This window comes from Methylobacterium sp. J-088, assembly GCF_022829295.1.
In the GTDB taxonomy this organism is placed as follows: Bacteria; Pseudomonadota; Alphaproteobacteria; order Rhizobiales; family Beijerinckiaceae; genus Methylobacterium.
Window position 1 is genome coordinate 21,659 of record NZ_JAKSYH010000049.1, and the last position, 16,033, is coordinate 37,691.

A 16,033-nucleotide genomic window follows, 5' to 3' on the forward strand; every position below is an offset into this window, starting at 1 on the left:
ATGAAGACGCGTCCGAGGCCGGCTGCGAACGCAGCAACGCTATCTGTCGCCCAATCAACTTCCGAACACACTAACTGCACCAGATCACCCTGACCCATTCCGCTCTAATCTGCAAGATCGGGCTCGGGAAGCACGTATATCCGAACGCTACGTCCATCAATCCAACCATCGTCACCGTTGAGCTTCCTACGATCAAAATAATCGGCACAGATGACGCCGTATAAAATATAATATTACCCGTAATAACACTGATCCACTCCGAGCATTGTAAAAGCTGTTCGCCACATTCAGACAAATCTGAACCGAGACTTCAGACTTTAATCCAAATATCCAAAATATGTATTCGTCGGTGACCGATAGAAAATCCGATCAAGCCGGATTGAATATGACTCATGCTTCGAATGGCTCCACCCGATACTTGGTTGGCGCTCTCATTCGATCCGCTCGGAACAGGCGTGTAAGCCCCGAGCGTGGATAGGGATTGGTTAATAATTTCTTAACACCAGCAGATCAGAGCTGTTACGTGAGTGATCAGACCCAGCAAACCAGAGCCGTGCCCGGGGCATGGGGATGGAGTTGCGGTTGCGGCGTTGGATGGCGACGGGGCCAGCGACGCCTTCATCGTTGCGGGTCGATCTGCGCGAGCGCGGCGTGGTGGCCGTGGTGGCGATCGCATCCTTTCGTAGAGCGGCGGCCTGGTTCGGCTTGAGTGTATTGAGCGTCGACGCGATTGGCGCAGTCAGGCCCGAATGACCGTCGCCTGATTGCATCGGCAACGGCTCCGCTTCGGCGAAGCTGTTGTGCCATTGGGGCATGTCGGCGTTCGGGAATCGCTTGTTCGAGCCGCGACGACTGGGTTGGGTCGGTACGAGTCCGTCCGCTTTTCCGGTCGGCCTGCTCAAACGCAGCCATTCCGCACACGGCCACTTCCAGTCTTTCGCGTCTAATCAGATCTCCAACGGACTGATTGTTTGACGTTCCGGCGACGAGCCAAAACCGGTTATCGATATAGCTAAGGGGCATAGGCCCTCGTTACGGAGATGCCTTCCGATGAGGGCCACCGTTTTTCTTCATGGTCGGATCGAAGCTTCGTCACGTCAGCTCGCCTTATTCGGCTCCCTGCATGCTCAGAACACCGCATGGTCGCCACGCTCGGCAACCGCCCCGCCGCGGATCACGCGGGCATAATAGTCGAACAGCGTCTCCGACCCCGTCGAAGGGGTGGCCTGCGCATCGTATCGTCCGGTCGCCGGATCCAGTACGAGCATCGACTCGGTCGCGTAGTAGCGTGCGATCCGCGCGAGTTCGGCTTTGGCAGCCAGGGCTGGCATCCATCGTCCGGTCGTCGCCAGGATGGCGATGATCACATCCAGCAGCACGACCGGGACGTGCTTGAAGCGCGGTTGACGCCCCAATAGGGCGAACAGCCGCTCGCCCTGCGCCTTCGGTGTGATCGCTTCGCCTGGTCCACCGATCGGCAACACGCGATTGCGTCTCTCATCGTGGTCGAGGCAGTCAGCGAGGTAGCGGCCGAGGTCATCATCACTGATTGGCTTGCAGGCCGTCAGCGTCCCATCCCCGAAAATCAGGAAGGGCTTGCCACGTCTCACGCGATCGATCTGCCCGGAAAGCGATTTGAAGAAGGCGGTTGGCCGAACGATCGTGTAGGCGAGCCCCGAGGCGATCAACGCCGCTTCGAAGGCAAGCTTGGCATGCTGAAAGGCCAGGATCGGCTTCTGGACGCAGATCGCCGAGAGGAGCACGACGTGCGTGACGCCGGCTGCCCGGCTGACATTGAGGGCGTTGACATGCGCCCTGTAATCGACCGCCCAAGCGTCATCGGGTAATCCGGTGCGCGAGGCGAGGCACGACACCAGGACGTCGAACGGTTCGCCGCGGATACCGTCGCGCGTCACCGACGACGGGTCGGCCAGGCTCACGATCCGCTCGGTCGCGCCAACCGGGATAGCGAAGTCGGCAGGGCGCCTGACCAGGCAGACGACCTGATGGCCGTGTGACACCAGCGCCCGAACGGTCGCCCGCCCGATCGTACCGGTTGCCCCTAGAAACAGGACGCGGCGCGGTCCCGCGCCGACCTGCCTGCCCATGGTCATGATCGCTTCATCCCGACGCTCAGCCACCCGATATCTACTGCCGTAAGAGAGATGCCCAAACGGCAGCAAACCGGTGTCGATGTGCCATCCACCCGTATGGCTACCGGGTCGGGCGGTTCAGCAACCGAGACCTTAGATCTACATGTTTTGCGCTGGTTTGTTGCCGACCCGCTCAACATCGCGCACCGCAATCGCCACCGCGAGCGCTTGCGGATCTCATTCCCCGGCAGCAATCCAGACGCTGACCCTAACCGGCTGACTGCATGGCTCGCTGCGCAGGGGCTACCCGTTCGTATCGGTACCTACTTCGGTCGCGAGTTCAACCTGGACGTGCCGTCGTCGTTCGTTGTCGCTGCGATGCTGCCAAACTCGCCGCTTACGATCTCCCGCTACGATGATCGCCGGTCCTGTGTGGTAGGCGCGATGCGCCTCCGAGCGTCAGAGGCGATGCGAGTGGAAAGTATCAAGGCCCCTCTCATGGTGCGGCTGTAATCGTGCTCTGCCGAACAGGCGGACGACATGCACCGCGTAGAACCGACCCGAAGTTAACGACCAACATCACCACTTCAAGAATCTGCTCTGCGGCCTGACGCAGACGCGTCACGGGTGGTCATTACGCGAGCATGTCGTGTCGCTTTTTGCGGGCTTGAACCACCTCGTCTTATGGCGGTCGGCTCGAACGCGCGTTTGCTTGGCCCGGGCAACGGTAACGTCAGCCGCTGAGAGCCTGTTTGAGATCCTTAGCCGTCCGTCCGCATCTGTTTCGTGCGCAAACACAGATCGCGCAAACCGCCGCATATTGCGAGCCATGCTCGCCTCGGTCGTCGAGCGCCATCCGGACCACCCACTCGGGGGCCTCCGGCGAAACGGGTTTGCTTCGCTTGATCATGGCCCCATCCTCACACGCGTTGGAGCCGCCGGGAAACTCGGTGCGGTTCACAGCCGCGCCGGTCTCTCCGCACGTCAGGATTTCTTCGCTGCGGCCAACGTCTGATAACGCTTCCTTATCAGACGTAGCGCTACGCTCAGGCTGGATCGAAGGAGAAAGCTATGACGCTGCCCGCCACGCTCGCCGCACAAGCCCGCGCATTTGCCGATCAGGCGCTCTCCGAAAATTCCCGTCGGGCCTATCGCGCCGACTGGCAGCACTACACGGCGTGGTGCCGCGGCCACGGGATCGAGCCGCTGCCCGCAGGCCCCGAGCAGGTCGCGAGCTATCTCACCTCGATGGCCGAGACCCATAAGCGCGCCACGATCGAGCGCAGGCTCGTCACGATTGGTCAAGCCCACAAGCTCCAGGGTCTTCCGTGGATCCCGGCGCATCCCGCGGTCCGGGCGGCTCTGCGCGGCATGTTCCGGCGGTACGGCAGGCCGAAGAAGCAGGCCGCGGCGTTCGGCGTGCCGGAAACCCTCCAGATCGTCTCAGCCTGCGAGGGCACGGTGGCGGCTTTGCGCGACCGGGCGCTGTTCCTCATGAGCTTCGCCGGCGCGTTCCGGCGCTCCGAAGTCGCGCGGATCCGCTTCGAGGATCTCGGTTTCCGCGACGGCGCAGTCGATGTGTTCCTGCCGCAATCCAAGGGCGATCAGGAGGGCGAGGGCACGATCGTGACTGTCCTGGCCGGCGCGCACATCGCGACGTGCCCCGTTGCCGCGCTTCGGCGCTGGCTGCAGGCCGCCCCGACCCAGGGCTACGTCTTCCGGGCCGTCCGAGCCGATGGGACCGTGATGGATGACGGGCTTCATCCCGACTCGATCGGCCGCATCGTCCAGAAGCGCGCCGCGGAGGCCGGCCTCGTCGCCGGGCCGCGCGAGCGGATTTCGGCGCACGGGTTCCGCGCGGGCTTCATCACCGAGGCCTACAAGCGTGGATCGCGCGACGAGGAGATCATGAGCCACTCGCGCCATCGCGATCTCAAGACGATGCGCGGCTATGTCCGCCGCGCGAAGCTTTCGGATGCGCATCCGGGTCGGAACATCGGGCTCTGAGCGCTTTTCTCAAAGCTGTTTGTCGCTTTTTCGACCAATATCTGTGGGTCCCCAAAGATTTCAACAGATGATCCGGCGGGCCCGAAACACGCTCAAGTCCGCCTGAACACGTCACGCCGATCCCGGGCGATCATACGGCCGCGGCGACGCCTCGTGCGGTGACGCTGCCCGACGAAGACGATAGCCAGGCGACGTGCGGGTCCGATCCGAGGCTCGAAAAAATCCTCAGCGGCGCAAGATCGGTTACGCCGCGGAACGGCTGGCGACGTAGGGGCGCCAGCCACCGAACTGCGTGATGTCGACCGCACCGGTGACCCCCGCTGACTCCACCAGAAAACCCTTTGGCGCGGATCCGTCGGCGAGGCGCAGGGTGCCGATCGCGAGCGGTTCCGGGATGGCGGCCACGAAGGCCCCGAAGGCGGCTGGCGGCAGGGCCCAGACCTCCGTCTCGATCGCCCCCCCTTCGTCGCCGGCCACCCGGAGCAGTCCGGGTCGATGCGGCGGCCCGCCGGGTAGGGCGTAGAGGCGGTATTCCGGTCGGGTCGCCACGGTCCGCAGGTACCGGGCGCCGTGCGCGGCAAGTTCGTGGTTCAGCGGCAGGCCCGACAGATGCGCCCCAACGACCGCCAGCTCGATCTCGCCTGGCCGCGCCCGGACCGGCCCTGGGTCCGCGTCCGGAACCGGCGACTCCCCCGCGCCGATCCTGCCGGCAGACGCCGCGTGAAGGCGCGCACCCAGAGCGGCGAGGAGCCCGTCGGACCCGCGCGGCGCCAGCAGGGTGATCCCGGAGGGAAAACCGTCGGTGCGGGGCCGCCCCGGGACCGCGAGGGCACACCAGTCGAGCAGGTTGACGAAGTTGGTGTAGGTTCCGAGCTCGCTGTTGGGGCCGATCGGATCGGCGACCAAAGCAGCGCAGGTCTGCGGACGCGGATAGGTCGGCACCGCGAGCAGGTCGACGCGCTCCCAGATCGCGTCCGCGTCCCGGCGCAGCTCCACAAGGCGGTAAAGGCCCCCGAAGGCGTCGGCGGCGCTGCAGCGCTCGGCGGCGGCGATCACGGCCCGCGTCGTCGAATGCAGGATCTCGGGGCGCGTCTCCATGATCGGTCGGATCGCCGCGTAGCGCTCGGCGACCCAGGGCCCGTCGTAAAGCAGGGCCGCGACGGCAAACATCGGCGCGAAATCAACTGGCGCGGCCGCCTCAGCGAGTGTTTCGAGATCAGCAATCGCCGCCGCGAAGGCCGCCTCCGAGAGGCCGTCGCCGCCGAAACGGAGGCTCGCCGCGTCCGGCAATCCGAGGCGCAGGCCCGGCGGGAGGCCGGCGGGCGCGGGCGGGACCGGCAAGGCCCGCGACCAGGGATCGGCGCTGTCGAAGCCCAGCATGGCCCGGAAGGCCGCATCGGCGTCGGCGACGGTGCCGGCAAAGACGGAGAGCGTGTCGAGGGTTCGGCAGGCCGGCAGCATCCCGCGGCTGGAGACCGCCCCGAGGGACGGCTTCAGCCCGACGATATTGTTGAGCGCCGCCGGCACCCGGCCAGAGCCCGCCGTGTCGGTCCCAAGCGCGAAGGTAACGATTCCGTGGGCCACCGCGACGGCCGAGCCGCTGCTGGAGCCGCCGGGCACGTAGGCTGGATCGATGGCGTTGCGCGGCGCCGGATAGGGCGTGCGCACGCCGACGAGACCGGTGGCGAACTGGTCGAGGTTGGTCTTGCCGATCAGGATCGCCCCGGCGGCCAGGAGCTGCCCCACCGCGGGCGCCGTCTCGGTCGGCGTATAGGCGAAGTCCGGACAGGCGGCGGTGGTCGGCAGGCCGGCCACGTCGATGTTGTCCTTGACGGCGAAGAGCACGCCCCAGAGCGGCATCGCCGCCGGGTCGAAGGGCGGGAGCGCTGCCGCGGCAGCCTGCGCCTCAGCCTCCGGTACCAGGGCGAGGAAGATGCCGGGATCGTCCACCGCGGCGAGCCGGCGGTAAGCCTCGGCAACGACGGTGCGCGGGTCCTGGCCCGCGGCATAGGCCGCGTGCAGCGCGGGGATCGTCGGGAAGGGAGGCACGGTCAATCCTCGCATCGAGGCTCAGGCTTCGTCGCCGGTGGCGCGATACCAGTCGAGGATCTCAGTCCCCTGCATGAAGACCACGTCGCTGCGCGCCAGGATGGCGTCGAGCAGCCGCTCCAGCAGGCCGATGCGGTGCGGGACGCCGGTGATGTAGGGGTGGATCGCAAAGCCCATCACTTTGGCGCCGCCCAGCGGGCCGGGACCCGCGGCCTCGGCGGCGAGGCGGTCGAGGTTGGCAAGCGCCCGCTCGACGAACTCGTCGGCCCTGTGGTGCTGGATGGCGAGCAACGGGATGTCGTTCAGCTCGACCGAGTAGGGGAGGGTGACGAGGTCGCCCGTCCGCGTCGATACCCGGCACGGGCGGTCGTCGACCACGAAGTCGCCGACGTATTCGATGCCGGCCGCGTGCAGGTGGTCGGGCGTATCGAGCGTCTCGGTGAGGCCGGGCCCCAGCCAGCCGCGCGGCGGACGCCCCGTGAGTTCGGTGATCGCCGCGACGGTGCGAGCGATCATCTCGGGTTGGTCTTCGACCCGGTGGGTGGGGACTTGGTGGAAACCGTGGGCCATGAACTCCCAGTCGGCTGCGTGGGCGGCTTCGGCGATGCGGGGATAGGCCGTGCAGACCGAGCCGTTGATCGACAGGGTCGGGCGGATCCCGCGGCTCTCGAACGCCTCGAGAAAGCGCCAGAAGCCGACCCGCATCCCGTACTCGTGCCACGCCCAATTCGGGAGGTCGGGTAGCAGGCTTGCGGCGGTCGGCGGCACCAGGATCTGGCGCGGCATCGGATGGTCGATCAGCCAGTGCTCGACATTGACCACGGGCCAGACGGCGACGTGCTTGCCCCCGGGCAAGGTGTGCCGGGGCCGGTCGATGGCGGCGCGGTAGGCGAGGCGGTTCTCGGGCCGGCGGGGATCGTCGGGGGCCATGTCCATCAGGCGGCCGCCCGCGGGGCGTGGTGGCTGTGGAGCTGGGCCGCCAACATCCGGCGCAGGTCGTTGAAGGCCGGGCTCGACACGTCGCGCCGCCGCACCAGCTCGACCGGATGGATCGTCTCAATCCGGCCGGGGCCGGGCGACATCATCACGATGCGATCGGCCAAAAAAATCGCCTCCTCGATCGCGTGCGTGACGAACAAGATCGTCAGACCCGTCCGCGACCAGAGGTCGAGCAATTCGTCCTGCAACCGCTCGCGGGTCATGGCGTCGAGCGCCCCGAAGGGCTCGTCCATCAACACCACCTCGGCCTCGTTGGCGAGCACCCGGGCGATGGCGACCCGCTGCTTCATCCCGCCCGAGAGCTGGTGCGGGTAGGCCTCGGCGAAGGACTGGAGACCCACGAGGGCGATGTAGCGCTCGGCGGTGTCGCGCACCTCGGCGGCGGGCCGCCCGCGCGCCTTCGGGCCGAAGCCGATATTGTCGCGCACGGTGAGCCACGGGAACAGGCCGTAATCCTGGAAGACCATGCCGCGGCTCGGTCCCGGTCCCGCGATGGGCTTGCCCCACATCAGGGCCTCGCCGGAGGTCGGGGCTTCGAAACCGGCGGCGACCCGCAGCAGCGTCGACTTCCCGCAGCCCGAGGCGCCGAGCAGGCAGACAAACTCGCCCCGCGATACGGTGAGGTTCGCCTCGCGCAGAGCCTCGGTCCGCCGGCCGCCGGCCACGTAGGTCTTGGAGACCGCGCGCATGTCGAGGATCGGAATCGTGGGGTCAGCCATGAGTGGGGCTCCAGGCGAGCAGCCGGCGGCCCAGCTGCATGACCAGCCAGTCCGAGACGAAGCCCGCGACCCCGATCACCGCCATGCCGCAGATCACGATCTCGGTGCGCGAGAGCTGGCGCGCCTCCATGATGATCGCGCCGAGACCGGTCTGGACGCCGGTCATCTCGCCGACCACGATCACCACCCAGGCGAAGCCGAGGCCGAGGCGCAGGCCGGTGAAGATCGACGGCAGGGCTGCCGGCAGCACCACGCGGACGAACTGCGCCGGACCGGTGCAGCCCAGCATCGCCGCCGCCTCGAACAGGCGTGGCTCCACCGACCGCACGCCGAACACGGTGTTGACCAGGATCGGGTAGAACGCCCCGAGAAACACGAGGAAGAAGGCCGAGCGGGGTCCCAGGCCGAACAGGATCATGGCGAGCGGCAGCCACGCGGTCACCGGTACGGGTCGCAGCACCTGCAGGACCGGATCGAGCAACGCCCGGATCAGCGGAACGCGGCCGATCAGCAGGCCGAGCGGCAGGGCGGCGGCGGCGGCCAGCGCGAAGCCGCCGTAGACGCGGCTCAGCGAGGCCGCGAGATGGGTCCAGAGCGTGCCGCTGAACGCGTCGTCGTTGATGCCGCCGAATGCGAGGTCCTGCAATTCCGCCCAGACGTCCGCCGGCGGCGGGATCAGGCTGTAGGGCCGGCCCGCGGTGGTGACCTGCCAGAGCGCGAGCAGCAGAGCCGGCACCACGCAGGCCAGGGCCAGCCGGCGCAGGCCGGCGAATCGGAGGCCGCCCCGTCGCGGGGCGGAGGCCGGCGCCGCCGCCGGCAGCGCGCCGGCCTCGATCCCGGTGCTCACGCCCGCCCCATCGCGTCGACGAAAAGGGTGTCGATGAAGCCGGGCTCGGGCAGCCGCTTGATCTGCTTGAGCGCCAGCATGTGCTGCGCGTAGGCGTGCGCCTGCCGGACCTCGTCCGGCCCGAGGCGCCAGGTCAGCTCGACGTTCGGGGCCGACAGTTCCAGCGCATCGCGCTTCTGGCCGAGCTTGGCCACCGCCATGGCGATCATCGCGTTGCGGTCGCCGGCCGCGAAGTCGGTGGCCTTGCGGTGAATCTCCAGCATGGTCCGGACGAGGTCCGGCCGCTCGGCCAGCGTGTCGCGGTGGGCGCCGAACACCATGTTGAGGGCGCCCATCTCGGTGCCGTAGGGGTACTCGACGAGCTGGCCGACGCCCGAGGCGAGGCTGACGCCGGGCCCCGGCTCGGCGCCGACATAGGCATCGACATCGCCGCGGGCGAGCGCGATGTGCATCTCCGAGAAGGAGATCCGCACCGGCGTGATGTCCTTCACGGACAGCCCCTCCATGCGCATCCGCTCCAGGACGAACACCTCCTGGGTGCTGCCGGGCCAGATCGCGACCCGCTTGCCGCGCAGGTCCTTGATGGCGTGGATGTCGGAACCCTTCTTGGCGATCACCGCCATGCCGCGGTTGCAGGTGGAGGCGATCACCACGAGCGGCTCGCCGGCGGCGGCGCCCAGCGTGGCGGCGGCGATGCCGAAGGTTCCGAAATCCACCGATTTGGTGACCACGGCGTTCTTGCACTCGGTCGGGCTCTCGAACGGCACGACCTCGACGGTCACGCCCGCGGGGGTGAAGCGCTCGTAGAAGCTCGGCGCGATCGAGTGGATCAGCTTGAGGGAGCCCATCCGGATCGTCACGGGCGTCCCCGCGGCGCGGGCTCGCGACAGCGGACCGAGGGCGAGGCCGGCCCCGAGACCGGCCAGGAGGGTACGGCGTCGGATCATCGAACGGCTCCTGCAGGGTCCTGATGCCACGAAGCTAGGTGCACCCCCTGTTGCAAGGAAGTGCTATTTTCTGAGCGTGTTGTTGCATTTTATGCAACGGGGCGTACGATGAGGGCGTGAAGCATCTGCGCACCGTCACCTACGTCGCCGAGGTCGCGCGGGCCGGCTCGATCCGGCGCGCCGCGGAGCGGCTGAACCTGACGCCCTCGGCGTTGACGCGGCAGATCCAGGATCTCGAATACGAGCTCGGCACGCCGATCTTCGAGCGTCTGCCGCAGGGCATGCGGCTCAACGCAGCCGGCGAACTCTTCGCGCGGCACATCCGCGACCAAGCCGCGGACCTCGACCGCGTGCGCTCGCAGATCGCCGATCTGTCGGGGGTGCGCCGGGGTCACGTGTCGCTCGCCTGCAGCCAGGCTTTCGTCACGCAGGTGGTGCCCGAGGAGGTCGAGGCCTACCGGGCCCGGTTTCCCCAGGTCGGCTTCATGGTCCAGGTCCGCGACCATGCGCAGGCCGTGACGGCCCTGGCGGCGTTCGAGGCCGATCTCGCCCTGATCCTGCAACCGCCGCCCTCGGCCGAGCTGCATCCGCTGTTCTCCGGACACCAGATCCTCTGCGCGCTGATGCGCACAGGGCATCCGCTGGCGTCGGAGACCGGGCCGGTCCGGCTGCGCGACTGCCTCGGCCATGCCCTGGCCCTGCCCGACCACTCGCTCGCCATCCGCCATCACATCGCGCACGCGCTGGCCCGGCGTGGGGTCGAACTCCGGCCGGTCGTCGAGTCGGGGTCGCTGGAATTCCTGCGCAACCTCGTCCTGCGCGAGGATCTCGTCAGCCTGCAGATCCCGAGCGGCATTCCCCAGGATCCGCGCCTGCACAGCCGCCCGATCGACCTCCGCGACTTGACGCCGATGACCCTGGTCCTCGCGCAGTTGCGCGGGCGATCGCTCTCGGTCGCGGCGGCGAAGTTCGCCGATCAGCTTGTCGTTCGGCTCAATCGGGAACCGGTCTGACGTGGCGCACGGTCAGAGGCCGCCGCCTGCGCGATCCGCCCGAGCGGCTACAAATCCCCTGCGCCGTGCTGCGCGTGCCGACCACGCTGTTGCGGACGGCCGGCCGGGTCGCCGGCCGGTTGCCGCCCGAAGACCCATGCCACGTCTTGTCAGCCGGATGCGCCGTCGAAGTCTTGTATCCCCACCGTGCTGAGCAAGCGGGAGCGTCCTCAGTCCGGGACGATTTTGGACAAAGCACCGGCGTTGCCCTTATGTGAGCCAAGATACACGGCTCGTCCGTCGGGCTCAGCGAGCGGAGCCAGTATGGGCCCGGTTTCCAGAAGCTTGGCCTGCGCGGTGCTGAGCCTTGTCGCGACATCGGCGCCGCATGCGCAAACCTTGGTCCAGCCGCTGCCGCAGGCGCCGACGCCCGATCTCGATCCCCGGGTCTGGCCCCTGAGCGCCGTGGGCAAGTTGAACGTCGTGACGGGGCCTGGAAGTCGGAAATACTGCACGGCCACGCTCGTCGGACCGCGCCATGTACTCACGGCCGCCCATTGCCTCTGGGATGGGGCACGGCAGCGTTGGGTCGATGCGGCTGGCGTTCACTTTGTCGCCGGCTACGAGCAGGGACGCTACACCGCGCATTCGATCGCCAGGGCCTACACGAAACCGGACGCGTACCGGTTCGGTACGAGCCGGGAGGACCTCAGTCGCGACTGGGCCGTGGTGGAGCTGGCCGAGCCACTATCCCTGAAGCCGCTGGGCCTCAGCCAAGCCATCGGCCCGGACACCCGAGCGACGACGCTGACGGGCATCGTTCACGCGGGCTACAAATCCTACGCGAACCAGATCATCAGCGTGGAGCACGGCTGCCGAGCCCGTTACGAACCCGCCACCCTGCCGCTCCTCGATCATTTCTGCCCGGTCGTGCCGGGCGAATCCGGCTCGGCGTTGATCCTGCAGGACGGCGAGCCTGGGATCGTCGGCATCCTCGTGGCCGGTTCGCGGACAGGTACCTCGATCGCGGTGCCGGTCAGCAGCTTTCGGACAACGGTCGAGGCCGCCCTGAAGAGCGTGGTGCCGGACAGGGATGCGGCTGCGAAGCCCGCCCCAACCCGCCGATCGGAAGGCCCATCCCCTGCGGCGGTCCGGGTGCCAGCGCGATGACCATTTCGGCCTCGACCAGCGCGGTCGTGATCGGCGCGTCCGGCGGCATCGGCCAGGCCCTGGTGTCCCGGCTCGCCGTGAGCGAAGCCTATGCGCCGGTCTTCGCGCTCTCCCGATCGCAGCCGCCATGCCCGCACGGCGTCCGCACCCAGGCGATCGACATCGGCGACGAGGCATCGATCGCAGCAGCTGCGGCCAAGGTCGGTGAGGCCGGACCCGTTGGCCTCATCGTCGTCGCGACCGGCATCCTGCACCGGGATGGCGTCTTGCCGGAGAAGACGTTCAAGGCGCTCGATCCCGCCACGATGGCCGCCGTCTTCGCGATCAACACGATCGGCCCCGCCCTCGTCGCCAAGCATTTCGTCCCGCTGCTGGCGCGGACGGGACGGTGCGTGTTCGCTGCGTTGTCGGCGCGGGTCGGATCGATCGAGGACAATCGGCTTGGCGGCTGGTACGCCTATCGCGCCTCGAAGGCGGCCCTGAACCAGATCCTGCGGACCCTCTCGATCGAGGTCGCCCGCAACCGGCCGGACGCGATCGTCGTCGGCCTGCATCCGGGCACGGTCGCCTCCAACCTGTCGCGCCCCTTCCGACCGGACCCGCAGGCCGAGGGCGTCCTGCAACCCGACGAGAGCGCGGCGCATCTCCTGCGCGTGCTCGACACCCTCGACGTGAGGGATACGGGCGGCGTCTTCGCCTGGGACGGGGCGCGCGTTCCGGCTTGAAGCTGTGCCCGATCGCGGCCCGAATCAGGACCGCGAAACCGGCTCCTCAGGCCCCGGACGCGCGAGACCGAGATGGTCCCGCAGGGTCGTGCCCGCATACGCGGTCCGGAACAGGCCGCGCTCCTGCAGCAGCGGCACGACCTCGCGTACGAAGTCGTCCAGTCCTTCGGGGAAGAACGGCGGCATGACGTTGAAGCCGTCCGCCGCGCCGCCCTCGAACCACGCCTGCATGCGGTCGGCAACATCCGCGGCCGTGCCGACGATCATGTGGTGCCCGCGCCCCGCCGCCACCCGCAGGGCGAGCTGGCGGATGGTCAGACCCTCCCGGCGCGCCAGGGCGGTGAGGAGTTCGGCCCGGCTGCGCAGCTGGTCCGAGACCGGCAGGTCGGGCAGGGGGCCGTCGAGGTCGTAGGATGCGAGCGAATGGCCGAGGCGCTCTTCCAGGAGCGGCATCGCGCTGGCGATGGGGGTCCACTGGTCGAGTTCGAACAGCTTCGCGCTCGCCTCTTTGAGCGTGCGACCGATTACCGGCAGGAAGCCCGGCATGACCGCCACCGAGGCCGGATCGCGCCCGAAGCCGGCGACCCGTTGTTTGAGGCTCGCATAGAAGCTCTGCGCCTCCGCGATGTCCTGCTGGGCGGTGAAGACCACGTCGGCCCTCCGCGCCGCGAGGTCCTGCCCGGGCCCTGACGAGCCGGCCTGGATCAGGATCGGGTGTCCCTGCGGCGAGCGCGGGATGTTGAGCGGTCCCTTCACGTTGAAATAGCGACCCGCATGGTCGAGGATCCGGACCTTGGCGGGATCGGCGTAGACCCCGCGGGTCTTGTCCTTCACGAAGGCGTCGTCGTCCCAGCTGTCCCAGAGACCGCAGACCACGTCCACGAACTCCTCGGCGACCGCGTAGCGCTCGTCATGCGCCGGGTGCGCCTTGGAGAAGTTGTTGGCCGTGCGCGCGTAGGAGGTCGTGACGACGTTCCAGGCCGCCCGGCCGCCGCTAAGGTGGTCGAGCGATGCGAAGGCGCGGGCCACATGGTAGGGCTCGCCGTAGGTGGTCGAGGCGGTCGCCGCGAGGCCGATCCGCTCCGTCACCATGGCGAGCGCGCTGAGCAGCGTCAGCGGCTCGAACCGGGCGATCATGGACGGGTGGGCGTCCACCGCGCTGGTGAGCCCGTCCGCCAGGAAAACCATGTCGAACTTGGCGGCCTCGGCCGTCTGGGTGACCCGGCGCAGCAGATCGAAATTCTCGCTTCCGGCTTCCGCGTTCGGGTGGCGCCAGCCCGAGACGTGATGACCGGCCCCCTGGAGGAACAGGCCGAGATGCATCTGGCGCGGCGCGGCGTCGGGCTTGGTCCGGTCGGTCGTCATGGGGCGGCTCACGGCTGGGCGAGGTGCTGGAGGAGGCGCGCGAGGTCGCCGGGCGTGCGCATGGTGCGCACGAGATCGGGCACCGCTTGGACTGCGTCGGAGCCCGCGGTGGCGTCGCGGAACTTGGCGTCGGCGTCGTCGAGCCCGGGCAGGCCGTCGATGCGCCGTTCAGCGATGCGGCCCTGCGCATCGGCGATTTCCACCACCACGAACCGCGTGCCCGGATCGGAGGACAGGCGCGGCGCGGACGTGTCGTGCCGGCGCTCGACCCGTTCGGCGAGTGCCGCGAGGTCGGGGCGGACCGGCCTTTCGTCGAAGTGATCGAGGCGCACCGCACCGTCCAGCACGGAAGCGGCCAGGATGTATTCCGGGCTGAAGCGGGCCTCGATCCCGGTGCGCGGTGTCCGGACAACCAGGGCGGCGTCACCCCCCGGAGGGAAGGTGATGGTCGCCCGCGTCAGGTTCCGGAACCCTTCGCCGTGGAAGGCGAGGCCGGCCATAGCCACCGGGTGGGCCGCGGTGCAGCACGGGAACGCCTTCAGGGTGAGGCCGGGGCGAAGGATCTGCCAGGGCGATCCCCAATTCTCCAGGACGCGCTCGGGCCGCGCCTCGCCGAATCCGTAGATCTCGAAGAAGCCGTTCGCCCCGTCGAGGTACTCGGGGGCACCGGACAGGCCAGCCTCTGCGAGCCGGGCCGCCATCAGGCCGTTGCGGGCGGCCAGCCCGGCATGGAGCGGCTTGGCGTCGAAACCGAACTGCAGGCGCAGTCCTGCGGCCTGTGTGGCACCGAGGCCGAGGGCGATCCCGGTGGTCATGGCTGAGAACCCGCGCAGATGCGCGATCGCGGCGGCCGCGCCGAAGGGCCCCAGCGTCGCGGTAGCGTGGAAGCCGCGCTCGTAATGGGCGGGACCGATGGCGCGGCCGAGATGCGCCATCGTCTCCAGGCCGACCAGATAGGCGGCGAGGAACGCGTCAGCGGAGGGCAGCGCCCCCGGATCGAGGGCCGCCAGGAGCGCCGGCACGATCACCGTGGTGGGGTGCCCGCGCACGCTCGCGTGGACATCGTCGTAGTCGAGCACGTGCCCGGCATAGCCATTGAGCAAGGCGGCGAGAAGCGGTTCTGCGGGTCGTCCGGAGCCGATCACCGGGGACCGGCCGGGCGTGTCGCCCATCGCGGCCCGCACGGTCGCGACGGTGCGGTCCCGGCTTCCCGCCAGGGCGCAGGCGAGAAAGTCGACCAGAGCGCGGCGCGCCGCCGCCATCGCGGCGGCATCCGCGTCCGGACGGGCGGCCACGATGGCCTCAGCCAGGGCGGCGGTGCGTGAATCCGGCATCAGATGCCCTCTCGATCTTGTACCGCGTCGCGAAACCCCTGGAAGCCGCCGATGAACTGCCGGATGCGCGGGTTATCGGATCGGTAGAACAGCTCCGCGGGCGGCGCCTGCGCGACGATGCGGCCGTTCTCGGTGAACGCGATCGTGTCGCTGATCTCCTCGGCGAAGCGCATCTCGTGGGTGACCAGGATGCTGGTCAGCCCCTCGCGCACCAGCTCGCGGATCACGGCCAGCACCTCGCCGACCATCTCGGGATCGAGGGCCGAGGTCACCTCGTCGAACAGCACGAGTTCCGGCCGCATGGCGAGCGCCCGGGCGATGGCGACACGCTGCTGCTGGCCGCCCGAGAGTTCGCCCGGATAGGCCGAGATCTTGTCGGCCAACCGGACCCGGGCGAGCAGGTCCCGGGCGTGGCTCTCCGCCTCGGCGCGCGGCACCTTGAGGATCCGCACCGGCGCGAGGGTGATGTTCTCCAGCACCGTCAGGTGCGGGAACAGGTTGTACTGCTGGAACACCACCCCGATGCGCTTGCGCAGGGCGATCCGTTCGGCCTCGCTGCGCAGGGTATCGACGCGCACGCCCGCCACGGTGATCCGGCCGGCCTGCGGCTGCGCGAGCCCGTTGATGCAGCGCAGGATGGTGGACTTGCCCGAGCCGGACGGGCCGATGATCGAGACCGCATCGCCCTTCGCCACCGTGAGGTCGATGCCCTTCAGCACCTCGACCGCGCCGAAGGACAGGTGGACGTCCTAAAGGGCCACGAGGTTCGGCCGGTTTGCGGAATCC

General features: G+C 68.5%; 15 protein-coding genes. 5 read left to right on the top strand and 10 right to left on the bottom strand.

Going from position 1 to position 16,033, the window contains the following annotated elements; genetic code table 11:
- Positions 1–485 precede the first annotated feature (485 nt).
- Entirely contained in the window at positions 486–815 is a 330-nt protein-coding gene (locus MKK63_RS05425) for a hypothetical protein (protein ID WP_243999439.1), read from the bottom strand.
- 312 nt (positions 816–1,127) lie between these two features.
- The gene (locus tag MKK63_RS05430) at positions 1,128–2,114 is read right to left on the bottom strand and encodes an NAD(P)H-binding protein (RefSeq protein ID WP_243999663.1); all 987 of its coding nucleotides are present in this window, start codon (positions 2,112–2,114) and stop codon (positions 1,128–1,130) included.
- Positions 2,115–2,165: 51 nt separating this feature from the next.
- Here MKK63_RS05430 and MKK63_RS05435 point away from each other — a divergent pair, with 51 nt between their 5' ends.
- Together MKK63_RS05435 and MKK63_RS05440 are read left to right on the top strand one after the other, a co-directional pair.
- Positions 2,166–2,606 carry a hypothetical protein gene (locus MKK63_RS05435; RefSeq protein ID WP_243999441.1) on the top strand — a complete coding sequence of 147 codons (441 nt, stop codon included), beginning with the start codon at positions 2,166–2,168 and terminating at the stop codon, positions 2,604–2,606.
- A gap of 558 nt (positions 2,607–3,164) precedes the next feature.
- A complete protein-coding gene (locus tag MKK63_RS05440; protein WP_243999443.1) occupies positions 3,165–4,100 on the top strand; it encodes a site-specific integrase in 936 nt (311 codons plus the stop codon).
- A gap of 243 nt (positions 4,101–4,343) precedes the next feature.
- Here the strand turns inward: MKK63_RS05440 and atzF are convergent, their stop codons facing one another.
- The 5 genes from atzF to MKK63_RS05465 are packed head-to-tail and all read right to left on the bottom strand — an operon-like array spanning position 4,344 to position 9,661.
- Positions 4,344–6,155, bottom strand: coding sequence for an allophanate hydrolase (gene atzF / locus MKK63_RS05445; protein WP_243999445.1), 1,812 nt, complete (start codon positions 6,153–6,155; stop codon positions 4,344–4,346).
- Between the two features lie 15 nt (positions 6,156–6,170).
- Positions 6,171–7,085, bottom strand: a complete 915-nt coding sequence (locus MKK63_RS05450) for a polysaccharide deacetylase family protein (RefSeq protein WP_243999447.1) — start codon at positions 7,083–7,085, stop codon at positions 6,171–6,173.
- Positions 7,085–7,867: an ABC transporter ATP-binding protein gene (locus tag MKK63_RS05455; RefSeq protein ID WP_243999449.1), complete on the bottom strand. Its 783-nt coding sequence runs from the start codon at positions 7,865–7,867 to the stop codon at positions 7,085–7,087. The genes MKK63_RS05450 and MKK63_RS05455 overlap by 1 nt, the downstream gene beginning before the upstream one ends.
- Positions 7,860–8,714 (bottom strand): ABC transporter permease, encoded by an 855-nt coding sequence (locus tag MKK63_RS05460; RefSeq protein ID WP_243999451.1) that lies wholly within the window; start codon positions 8,712–8,714, stop codon positions 7,860–7,862. Before MKK63_RS05460 ends, MKK63_RS05455 begins: the two co-directional genes overlap by 8 nt.
- Positions 8,711–9,661, bottom strand: a complete 951-nt coding sequence (locus tag MKK63_RS05465; RefSeq protein WP_243999453.1) for an ABC transporter substrate-binding protein — start codon at positions 9,659–9,661, stop codon at positions 8,711–8,713. The genes MKK63_RS05460 and MKK63_RS05465 overlap by 4 nt, the downstream gene beginning before the upstream one ends.
- Before the next feature lie 116 nt (positions 9,662–9,777).
- On the opposite strand from MKK63_RS05465, the gene MKK63_RS05470 reads away from it, so the two are divergent.
- From MKK63_RS05470 to MKK63_RS05480, 3 genes are all read left to right on the top strand, one after another.
- On the top strand, positions 9,778–10,674 hold the full coding sequence (locus tag MKK63_RS05470) for a LysR family transcriptional regulator (protein ID WP_243999455.1): 897 nt from the start codon (positions 9,778–9,780) through the stop codon (positions 10,672–10,674).
- 336 nt (positions 10,675–11,010) lie between these two features.
- Entirely contained in the window at positions 11,011–11,823 is an 813-nt protein-coding gene (locus tag MKK63_RS05475; protein ID WP_243999457.1) for a trypsin-like serine peptidase, read from the top strand.
- Positions 11,820–12,548 carry an SDR family NAD(P)-dependent oxidoreductase gene (locus MKK63_RS05480; RefSeq protein ID WP_243999459.1) on the top strand — a complete coding sequence of 243 codons (729 nt, stop codon included), beginning with the start codon at positions 11,820–11,822 and terminating at the stop codon, positions 12,546–12,548. The genes MKK63_RS05475 and MKK63_RS05480 overlap by 4 nt, the downstream gene beginning before the upstream one ends.
- 24 nt (positions 12,549–12,572) lie before the next feature.
- On the opposite strand, the gene MKK63_RS05485 is transcribed toward MKK63_RS05480, so the two are convergent.
- Genes MKK63_RS05485 through MKK63_RS05495 form a run of 3 tightly spaced genes read right to left on the bottom strand, consistent with a single transcriptional unit; the run spans position 12,573 to position 15,987 of the window.
- A complete protein-coding gene (locus MKK63_RS05485; protein WP_243999461.1) occupies positions 12,573–13,913 on the bottom strand; it encodes an LLM class flavin-dependent oxidoreductase in 1,341 nt (446 codons plus the stop codon).
- An 8-nt stretch (positions 13,914–13,921) separates the two neighbouring features.
- The gene (locus MKK63_RS05490; RefSeq protein ID WP_243999463.1) at positions 13,922–15,247 is read right to left on the bottom strand and encodes an MmgE/PrpD family protein; all 1,326 of its coding nucleotides are present in this window, start codon (positions 15,245–15,247) and stop codon (positions 13,922–13,924) included.
- Entirely contained in the window at positions 15,247–15,987 is a 741-nt protein-coding gene (locus tag MKK63_RS05495) for an amino acid ABC transporter ATP-binding protein (protein WP_243999665.1), read from the bottom strand. Before MKK63_RS05495 ends, MKK63_RS05490 begins: the two co-directional genes overlap by 1 nt.
- Between the last annotated feature and the right edge of the window lie 46 nt (positions 15,988–16,033).

Bases quoted from the DNA above. Each gene is read 5' to 3' on its own strand.
- MKK63_RS05425 (WP_243999439.1), bottom strand. From the start codon at position 815: ATGCCCCAATGGCACAACAGCTTCGCCGAAGCGGAGCCGTTGCCGATG.
- MKK63_RS05430 (WP_243999663.1), bottom strand. From the start codon at position 2,114: ATGACCATGGGCAGGCAGGTCGGCGCGGGACCGCGCCGCGTCCTGTTT.
- MKK63_RS05435 (WP_243999441.1), top strand. From the start codon at position 2,166: ATGCCCAAACGGCAGCAAACCGGTGTCGATGTGCCATCCACCCGTATG.
- MKK63_RS05440 (WP_243999443.1), top strand. From the start codon at position 3,165: ATGACGCTGCCCGCCACGCTCGCCGCACAAGCCCGCGCATTTGCCGAT.
- MKK63_RS05450 (WP_243999447.1), bottom strand. From the start codon at position 7,085: ATGGACATGGCCCCCGACGATCCCCGCCGGCCCGAGAACCGCCTCGCC.
- MKK63_RS05455 (WP_243999449.1), bottom strand. From the start codon at position 7,867: ATGGCTGACCCCACGATTCCGATCCTCGACATGCGCGCGGTCTCCAAG.
- MKK63_RS05465 (WP_243999453.1), bottom strand. From the start codon at position 9,661: ATGATCCGACGCCGTACCCTCCTGGCCGGTCTCGGGGCCGGCCTCGCC.
- MKK63_RS05480 (WP_243999459.1), top strand. From the start codon at position 11,820: ATGACCATTTCGGCCTCGACCAGCGCGGTCGTGATCGGCGCGTCCGGC.
- MKK63_RS05485 (WP_243999461.1), bottom strand. From the start codon at position 13,913: ATGACGACCGACCGGACCAAGCCCGACGCCGCGCCGCGCCAGATGCAT.
- MKK63_RS05490 (WP_243999463.1), bottom strand. From the start codon at position 15,247: ATGCCGGATTCACGCACCGCCGCCCTGGCTGAGGCCATCGTGGCCGCC.